The organism is Clostridium sp. OF09-36 (assembly GCF_003481985.1).
GTDB lineage: Bacteria > Bacillota > Clostridia > Lachnospirales > Lachnospiraceae > Brotaphodocola.
The window spans coordinates 314,194-321,589 of sequence record NZ_QUMD01000002.1 but is presented as its reverse complement, the minus strand read 5'-3'; the positions used below and the strand labels follow the sequence as shown (position 1 = coordinate 321,589).

The following is a 7,396-nucleotide window of genomic DNA, read 5'->3' as shown; positions in this document are numbered from 1 at the left end:
ACCGAAGCCATCAACAAGATTGACGGTGCATCCGCAGAAGTCAGCCTGCACGGCAAAAAAGCCGTGGTAAGCTATGACCGCGAGCTGGATGAAGCACTGCTCAAAAAAAACGATTGAGGATGCCGGGTATAAGGTGGAAGCGATCAAATAACAATTTGATTAACTTAATAGGGCCGTGTGAGTTGCCTTTCGGCAACTCACACGGCCCTTGTCATATACTTAAATTGTTATATTAGATTTTACTGTGGCCCGATGTATTCATCACTGCTGAATGCAAGGATCAGCATAAAGATCGGGTTTAAGAAAAATAAACCGATCGTGAATCCTACGCCATGTCCAAACGCTTTTGAGAGCTTGTTTGCAGCAATGATATTGACGATGGCAGAAGCCAGTGTGAACAGAGTGCCAACATAAGATAAAGCACCTTCTGTGGAACCGAGTACTCCTCCAAGTAAGGAGCAGACCAGTACGATCCAGAACATATTCGGGTTCCAGGTGAATTTGTACTGGGAGTAGGTGTTGTAAAATGGGATCAAAGCCTTCCAGCCCGGTTCTCCGGCCTTTTCAAAAATTTTCCAGTAAGCAATTGCCAGAAGAACGTACCAGCCAACAGCCAGAATGACAATGGTTCCAATGCTGGCGAGAATTAAAGCAGCAAAATTATTCATAACGTATACCTTCCTTTCTCTTTTGCGTCCTGTTGTTTGCGCAACGCGTGAACAATAACATACTGACAGTATAGATTGTGTTAAGAAAATAGTCAAGAAAGCAAGAAATATTTCTGAAAAATTACGGATTTTTACGATTCGTTTACTTCCATTGACCTTGGAATGGTTCCATGGTGTAAAGTCAGGACTGTCAGATGACAAGAGCATCGAAAGGAGAAAATACAATGAAAAAACACACAAAAACACTTTTGATTCCGTGTGCAGCCGCAGCGCTGACCCTGGGAACGAGTATGCTGTCCTTTGCGGCGACAGGCTGGCAGGAGGAAGACGGAACCTGGCGCTATTATGATAAGGATGGAGAGGCAGTTACATCTGTCTGGAGAAAATCCGGAAACGACTTTTTCTGGTTAGATGAAGACGGGGATATGGCAACAGACCAGCTGGTGGAGGATAACGACAATTACTACTATGTCAACGAAAGCGGTGCCATGGTCAAAAACCAGTGGCGGGAGTTAGAAAACGAAGACAAGCAGGACGACGATGATTCAGATACAGCCTGGTATTATTTCGGCGCGGATGGAAAGGCCTATAAGGCAAAAGATTCCGGAAAAGTGAATTTTAAGAGCATCGTCCGGGCAGATGGAGTAACAAAAAAATATGCGTTTGATGAGCAGGGAAAAATGCTTTACGGCTGGATCGATGAGCAGGGTGAGCGCCAGACCGGGGATGACGCATGGCAGACAGGCGTGTATTATCTGGGGGCGGCGAATGACGGGGCCATGAGAAGCCACCAATGGGAGCGCCTGGATGTAGTGGATGATGACCAGACCAACGATGAGTTCCAGGACTGGTACTGGTTCTATTTCAATGCAAACGGTAAAAAGGCGGCAGATACAAAAAAGACCATCAACGGGCGCAAGTATTACTTTGAGGAGTATGGTAATGCACGCTTCAGCTGGTATGCAAGCTCCAGCAATGCAGCATCTGTGGCAACCCCGAGCTTCTATAGCCCGGTCAGTGACAGCTGGCTGTCTGTTGGCTGGTTTAAGACAGTTCCTGGTGAGAACACAGACCCGGATGGTTACGCAGATGGCGAGGAGCGCTGGTATTATGCAGAAAAAGATGGTGATGTAGTCAAGAGCCGCATCAAAAAGATCAATGGATCCTACTATGCGTTTGATGAGTATGGCAAGATGCTGGAAGGCCTTTATAAGCTGACTGTATCCGGTAACGATATCCTGACCTGCACAGAGGTTGAGAGTGAGAGCAATCTGCCGGAGGCAGGTGATCCGGAGGAGCTTTACTACTTCGGCGGAACCTCTAAGGATGGCGCAATGAAGACCGGAACCGTAACCCTGGACATTGACGGAGAGCGCCATACCTACAACTTCCGCAAATCCGGAGATGAGCGCGGCCAGGGCTACAATGGCATTGAGGACGGCGTGATCTATGAGAAGGGCAAACGGATCGAGGCTGATAAGGAGGAGAAGCTTAAGAAAGTAGACTGGAACGACCCGGATGATTCTTCCAAGGACGGTGCTTACCTGGTAAATACCAGCGGCAAGATCCAGAAGAATAAGAAGAATGCCAAAGATGGCGATGACCGTTACTACTGCACCGACAGTAAGGGTATGGTAACCTATGAAGGAACCGAGAAATATAGTGCGAATTAACAGGAGGACTCCAGAACCGGAAAAATAGAACAGATATAAAAGCTATGAAAACCATCACATAATGAATGCAACAAATGACGGACTGTCAGGTGACAGAGTCATAAAATAAAAACTCTCTGCAAAAAAGGACGTGTCGAAGGCGGCACGTCCTTTTTAAATGCATATATTCTATATCTTTCAAAGTGTAAATGTTTTTTCCTCAGGAATCTGATACAGCAAGATACAACTGCATATAATAGCACTGCTTTTGTCCGCGGATCCCCTGCATGAGAAAGGTAGAAAACAGCTGTGAGCCATGATGTAAGCCGTTTTTCTGTGCATAGGCGATCATATTCCGGACTACATGGACTGGCGGAATGCGGTCCTGTGAAGTATAGAATACAGACAGATATTGTCTGGACGGATCCGTACAGGGAATATCGGTAGGGACAGAATAATCAGTGTATTCTGCCATATCCTTATGAAGCAGAAGAGAGGAACGCTGATAATCGAGACACAGGGTATCCTTCTGTGCTGCAGGCTGCGAAGCTGACAGAGCGTTTTTCCCAGCCGCGATATGCAGGGAATCTGCCAAAGGCATTTCCGGCGATGTTGTCTGAAGCTGAAATTCATCAAACAGATACATGGTATCCAGCCCATTGTATTCCTTTGCGTATTGGAACCATTGTTCAAGACCATCCTGAAATGCCAGGTTCGTTTCGATCAGATAGGAATCCGGAATAGAGCAAAGAAAAATCTGGTCTGCATATTTCTGCATGTTCTCGCAATCGTTTTTTGTGAGCTTTAAGCGGGCAATCGTGCGTTTGTGTTCTTCGATTGCCGCCTCTTCTTCTGCCAGACGCTGGCTGATGATCCGGTTTAACTGCTCATTGGAGTCGGAAGAATCCTGCGCATTCCAGAGTGCAGCAAGATCATTCAGGCCGATATCCATCTTTCTCTGGTAAAGGATACCGAGAAGCCTGGAAAGATCCGTTTCTGTATAGTAGCGGTAACCGTTTTCTGCTTTTTGGGCAGTGAGCAGTCCGCGTTTTTCATAATGACGGATGGTGTCGCGGCTCATGCCCATAAGGCTTGCCACATCACCGATCAGGTATTTTCGTTGATTCATGTCATTGACCTCCTTGCAAAATGGTAGCAAGAGAAATAAGAAAAATCAACCAATGTAATAAAATCGTAAAAATGCGTAAAAATAAATCAAAAGATGCAGGCCAGATCACAACAAATTCTCAATAAAGCATTAATGAGAATTTTACTCGAAAAAGTGGATTGACTTAATAGTTAGCATATGCTAACATACTCACATCTGGTTAGCGACAGGTAACTGATGCGCAGGTGAAAAGAAATCTTACAGGGAGGAACGGCACATGTCAGCAGAGACCATGCTTCATTTTCTGAATAACTGTACATCGGAAGAAAAGTTTGGCTTTCGGGTTGTGACACAATGCGCACCGGTTTTAAAGGGTGTGAAGATTTCCAATCTCATTACCATGAAACCGGGCGGATGGCGTAAGATCCGTGCGTACTTAAAAAAGAGCAGAATTATCTGTATTCCGCTTTACATGGACGCGGAAAAAGAAGTTTTATTTCTCTACCGCTATGAGCAGCTGGAACGGCATCTCAAGAGCCGGGAGGTCCGGGAATTTTTGCAGAACTGCGGATATGACCGGTTTGACGTGGCTTCTGTGCTGGCGAGACTCCGGAGGCGGTATCAGCGCTATGCTGGAACTGCGAAAGAATTCCCTCATGAGTTGGGCGTTTTGCTGGGCTACCCGGTGGGAGATGTGAAAGGATTTATCATCAACCGCGGAGAAAACAGCCTGACATCCCGTTACTGGAAGGTATACCAGAATCCGAAGGAGGCGGAAAAAATCTTTGACCTGTATGACCGGGTAAAGGAACAGGCTCTTCGGGAAATCATGTGTGGGCGGACACTGTCCCACGTGGCGGTATCTTAAGCATGAAAAAAGAAGGTGTCATGGCACATCTTCACAGAGCATTTTTGCTTTACAGAGCGTAATTCCTTGTAAAACAGAAATTCGAGACAATATGCCAGATCCTGCAGCAGATGAAAATGTTACTGTCCATGCATTGTGCAAACAGCGACACGTTTCTACGCTGTGGATGGAGACTGTATGGAAAATGCCATGCAGCCGGAAATAGAAAGGAGAACAACGAACATGAAAGAAGTAAACGTAATCTACTGGAGCAGCACCGGAAATACACAGGCTATGGCTGAGGCTGTAGGTGCAGGTGTGGAAGAAGCAGGTGGAAAGGCCAATGTTGTTGAAGTATCCGCAGCAGATGTTTCTATGTTAAAGGATGCAGACAGCTTCGCACTGGGCGCTTCCGCTATGGGCGATGAGGAGTTGGATGCAGAGATGGATGATTTTGTAACAGCAGTAGAGGGAATCTGCTCCGGCAAGACCGTTGGCCTCTTTGGTTCTTATGACTGGGGCGATGGCGAGTGGATGCGCAAATGGGTAGAGCGCATGCAGGCAGCTGGCGCAACCGTAGTAAATGGCGAGGGTGTGATCGCAAACCTGACTCCGAATGACGATGACGAAGCAGCATGCAAGGCACTTGGTGCAGCACTGGCAAAATAATTTGAACGATCAGGATGTACAGCATCGGAAAAATCCTTTGCTGAGCAGGCAGCACAAACTGTAATATCGTGAGAGCAACCAATCGTTATAAATGACAGAACACCTCGTAAATACCAGATGACTGACGAAACAAGTCACGCGTCTGGATTGCGGGGCGTTTTTGTTTCGCAGGAAATTGCGTCCTATGAAACAAAAACGTTCCGCAAAGATACGCATGCAATTTCACAAAATGAACACAGATTTTCCATGTTCCAATCACATTCGCTTTATAAAATGAACGTCATGAAAAAGGCTGTGACTGTGAACAGCCATAGAACAGGAGTATATTTAATATGAAGCGAAAAAAACGGTTTTATCAGGGAAGCTTATTGTTTGCGGCCGCGGTTGCAGCGGTGGGAGTATCTGGCTGCAGCAGCCAGAAAGCCGGTACAGTGGCATCCGGAGTGGAAACAGGAGAAGAAAATCAGCAGAATACTACAGATCCAGATATGCAGGGAGCCGCAGACGAAAAAGCTGGAGCAGATGGCAAGCCATTCTATGCAGGTATGGCCATGAGCCAGACCCCGGATGTATCACAGCTTTTGCAGGGGAGTCTGGACCTGAAGGATTTTCAGGATAAATGGGTTTATTATGATGAATACGGCTGTTACGGTCTGGAATACATTGTCTACTGCGAAAACCCGGCAGATCCGGTAAAGGAATGCATGAACATTTATGTACCGGCTGCTTATATGAATGCGGGCGGGACCATCAATGAAAAAGGAACTGTAAATGGCTACACAGCAGCGACGGCTCCGATCATTTACCAGAATGGTGTGGGCGGATATGCAGAGGCAGATGCTTCGAAGATTTCTGACAGAAACAGCAATTATATCAAGCAGGGATATATTTTTGTTTCTCCTGCCAGCCGTGGAAAGGAAACCCAGAGTGCAGATGGCACCTATATCGGAAAATCCCCGGCGGGTCTGGTGGACCTGAAGGCGGGAATCCACTTCCTGAAAGCGAATGATGCGGAAATGGCCGGTGATGCAAACAAGATCATTTCCATCGGCACTAGTGCGGGTGGAGCAATGAGTGCACTCCTTGGCAGTACCGGAAATGTGTCTGATTATGACCCATATTTAAAGGAAATCGGTGCGGCCATGGATCAGACAGATGATGTCTATGCTGCGCAGGCTTATTGTCCGATCACAGATCTGGATCATGCGGACCAGGCATATGAGTGGATGTATCAGAACCTTCAGACCTACAACAACAGCAGGAGTGGTGAAAACGGCGAGTCCACTGACTTTGAGAAGGCAGTTTCGGCACAGATGTCATCTGGCTATGTGGATTACATCAATAGTTTGAAATTGGTAGATCCGGAAAGCGGCGAGGCATTGAACTTAGGGGAAGATGGCCGCAGCGGTTCCTTCTATAATTATATGGTTGCGAAGGTAGAAGACGCAGCCACGGTCTATCTGGAAAAAATTTCAGAAGGTTCTCTGAACGTTCCGTATACGCTGGAGGACTATCTGAAGGGAAATTATACAAAGCAGGGCCGTGGTGGAAAGCCAGGGCAGGGCAGCCGGGAGATGCGGGAAAAACCAGAGATGCAGGGCAGATGGCAGATGCAGAAAAAGCTGGGGCAACCGGTCAGCCAGAAAATGCAGGAAAGCTGGGCGAAGGACAGAAACAGAAGAAAACTGGCAAACTGGAAAATGCAGGGAAAATAGAGAATGCAGGAAGAATAAAGTCGGAAACGGACAGCACAGAAACCAGGGATACAGGACGCGCCGTTGTAACAGAAAAAGGAAGCGATTTAAGCAGCTTCCTCAGTTGGGACGGCAAACAGGCCAAAATCACCAGCCTGGATGATTACCTGGCTGACTACAATCCGAGAATGAAAACAGTTATGGCATTCGATAATCTGGAGATGAGTGAGAATTCCGGTGAGAATCTGGAATTCGGTGACGAGACACACCAGTATTTCCATTTCGACTCCTATATGCCGGATGTTCTGGAAAGTTTAAAGGAAGAATTCCCGGATGAGTATGCGAAGTATGCAGAAGGTTATGATGCAGTGATCGGAGATAAGGCGTTAGCAGAGCGCAAACAGCTTTTGAACCCGTTAAATTATATTGGTTCTGAGGATGCCGACACGGCAGAGCATATCCGGATCCGGGTCGGAACCCAGGATGCCGATACTGCACTTTCTATCTCGGCTGTGCTGGCACTGAGTCTGGAGAATAAGACCGGCGCCGATGTAGATTATGCCCTGGTATGGGACCAGCCGCATGGCGATGCTGATTATGACGGAGAACTGGTCCAGTGGATCGAGAAAATCTGTAAATAATGATTCTTTTCATAATAAAAAGAATGTGGTATACTTAAACTAGCTATGCAACCAAATGAGACAGCTTCAGTCACAGTGCATGATGACTGGAGCTGTCTGATGTTACAGAGACATATC

Annotated in this window: 7 protein-coding genes; 5 read left to right on the top strand and 2 right to left on the bottom strand. The window is 46.8% G+C overall.

From position 1 onward, the window contains the following. Positions 1 to 239 precede the first annotated feature (239 nt). Positions 240 to 668 carry a DUF5684 domain-containing protein gene (locus DXA97_RS03265; protein ID WP_243107540.1) on the bottom strand — a complete coding sequence of 143 codons (429 nt, stop codon included), beginning with the start codon at positions 666 to 668 and terminating at the stop codon, positions 240 to 242. A 224-nt stretch (positions 669 to 892) separates the two neighbouring features. Between DXA97_RS03265 and DXA97_RS03260 the strand changes: the two genes are divergently transcribed. Continuing rightward, positions 893 to 2,341 carry a cell wall-binding protein gene (locus tag DXA97_RS03260; protein ID WP_118718553.1) on the top strand — a complete coding sequence of 483 codons (1,449 nt, stop codon included), beginning with the start codon at positions 893 to 895 and terminating at the stop codon, positions 2,339 to 2,341. A 199-nt stretch (positions 2,342 to 2,540) separates the two neighbouring features. Here the strand turns inward: DXA97_RS03260 and DXA97_RS03255 are convergent, their stop codons facing one another. Continuing rightward, on the bottom strand, positions 2,541 to 3,449 hold the full coding sequence (locus DXA97_RS03255) for a MerR family transcriptional regulator (RefSeq protein WP_118718552.1): 909 nt from the start codon (positions 3,447 to 3,449) through the stop codon (positions 2,541 to 2,543). 256 nt (positions 3,450 to 3,705) lie between these two features. Here DXA97_RS03255 and DXA97_RS03250 point away from each other — a divergent pair, with 256 nt between their 5' ends. The 4 genes from DXA97_RS03250 to DXA97_RS03235 all read left to right on the top strand — a co-directional run bounded on the left by DXA97_RS03250 (position 3,706) and on the right by DXA97_RS03235 (position 7,279). Next, entirely contained in the window at positions 3,706 to 4,296 is a 591-nt protein-coding gene (locus DXA97_RS03250; RefSeq protein WP_118718551.1) for a DUF3793 family protein, read from the top strand. 222 nt (positions 4,297 to 4,518) lie between these two features. Continuing rightward, positions 4,519 to 4,944: a flavodoxin gene (locus DXA97_RS03245; protein ID WP_118718573.1), complete on the top strand. Its 426-nt coding sequence runs from the start codon at positions 4,519 to 4,521 to the stop codon at positions 4,942 to 4,944. A gap of 332 nt (positions 4,945 to 5,276) precedes the next feature. Further along, positions 5,277 to 6,659 carry a hypothetical protein gene (locus tag DXA97_RS03240; protein ID WP_118718550.1) on the top strand — a complete coding sequence of 461 codons (1,383 nt, stop codon included), beginning with the start codon at positions 5,277 to 5,279 and terminating at the stop codon, positions 6,657 to 6,659. Next, the gene (locus DXA97_RS03235) at positions 6,548 to 7,279 is read left to right on the top strand and encodes a hypothetical protein (RefSeq protein WP_118718549.1); all 732 of its coding nucleotides are present in this window, start codon (positions 6,548 to 6,550) and stop codon (positions 7,277 to 7,279) included. The genes DXA97_RS03240 and DXA97_RS03235 overlap by 112 nt, the downstream gene beginning before the upstream one ends. Positions 7,280 to 7,396 lie beyond the last annotated feature (117 nt).